We start from the raw sequence: 1,621 nt of genomic DNA, 5'->3' as shown, positions 1-1,621 counted from the left end.
ATATGGACATTATAATCGTCTAATTCTGGATAGGCAATACCGTCAACTTTGGGGCATTTAAGGATGTCAATAACAGTGGCGAATTTAGATTACTTATAGATTGTATACATGAGAGTTTTTATTTTCCTTCACTTTACTATTCGGTGATATTCAACTATAGGCGCTTTTCTGAAATAAGGAAAGCGTCTTTCTTCATGAAAAGGGCCAGATTGTGGAATAAAACTCAGTTAGGAAATTGGATATTTATGTTAAAGTATATAGAGAAGATTGTGAAGAAATGTACTTAAGCTAACGGAGCAGAAGAGTTTAAAAAGGCAAAGGGAGAGAATGTCGATTTGAAATCTAAAAAAAGAGTAGCAACTGTGGTTATTGTTTTATACTATTGTGTTTCTTTCTTCAAATATAATTGAAAAACGGTTAAAGAGTATAGAGAACCAAAACATTCGTGTAATAGAGATTTTAGAAGAAAATAGAGATAAAAATATAAGTTGTTAAACTGACCGTAGCGCTTATAAGAGAAGGATAACAGTTCTTTTAAATGAGTTGATGGTATATAAAGATAAGGAGAATAAAATTGTATTTAATAAATGTAGCTAGTATAGGAATAGTTATTATTGTTTTGTATTTCATTATTGACCTGTTAAAAAAACGCAAGAAAAATATGGTTAGAAGGTTAATAGTCCTTAGTTTTCTGGTTTACGCAATAAACGTAATGCAACAAATAACTGGTGGTATCCATATTCCACCTCTTGCTGAGAATTACTGGAGTTGGGATTCTAATATTCAACTCATACCATTCTATTTCGTAGGTGATTTAATAAATCATTATAATAATTCAGGTTATAATTGGTTCTTTTGGAATGCTGTAAAATTATCGTTTTATAATGCACTTCTACTACTGCCATTAGGAGTTTATCTGTCAATATTTAAGGTGCATAACATCAAAAAAGCTGTTACTATAATTTTTTCTGTTAGTTTCGGAATAGAGACATTACAAATTATATTAGGTTATTTAGGTTTCACATACCCGCGAAGTTTTAATGTTGATGACTTAATATTAAATACTTTAGGTGGTTTTTTAGGCTACTTAGTTTTTGAGCAGCTAAAAAAACTATATAGTAGTATTTATTACAAGAAACAAAAAGTAAATGCATAATCTTCATGAATTTATCTTTAGCTTTGGTGATTGTGAAGATTGTTCTTAAATGTAGTGTAGTGCTTTGATTAAATTAAATAACATTTTAAAATTATTAGCATAAAAATTTCGAAGCTTTTCTAATAGGGAGTACAAGCACTTTGTCACTTGAATTGGAGCCTCTGCGGGCATGACAATGGAGCCAAGGAGCCAGATAAAACAAAGGTTGCTGGCTCAGCCAAAACAGGCTATCATGCCCGCCACTCCAATTCAAGTGCACCACTCTACCAATATAAATCTTATACATAGAAAGCTTTTGTATGCGATTTTCCATTGAAAAGCACTACGGAAATTAACGGAAGCTATAACGAAAGAGCAGGAGCAGTTATAACGACAGCTCCTTTTCTTATTGTGCTCCCTCAGTTAGATTCATATAGCTCTCAAATACTCACTTATTCGCAGGATTTCAAAACACTTGGATGAAAG

General features: G+C 31.8%; 1 protein-coding gene. It reads left to right on the top strand.

From position 1 onward, the window contains the following. Window positions 1–574: 574 nt before the first annotated feature. Window positions 575–1,156, top strand: coding sequence for a VanZ family protein (locus PQ474_RS26030; protein WP_273848483.1), 582 nt, complete (start codon window positions 575–577; stop codon window positions 1,154–1,156). The last annotated feature ends 465 nt before the right edge of the window (window positions 1,157–1,621 follow it).

The organism is Halalkalibacter alkalisediminis, assembly GCF_028610705.1.
GTDB lineage: Bacteria > Bacillota > Bacilli > Bacillales > Bacillaceae_D > Halalkalibacter > Halalkalibacter alkalisediminis.
Note: the sequence above shows the minus strand (reverse complement) of the source record. Positions and strands in the feature narration are given on the sequence as shown.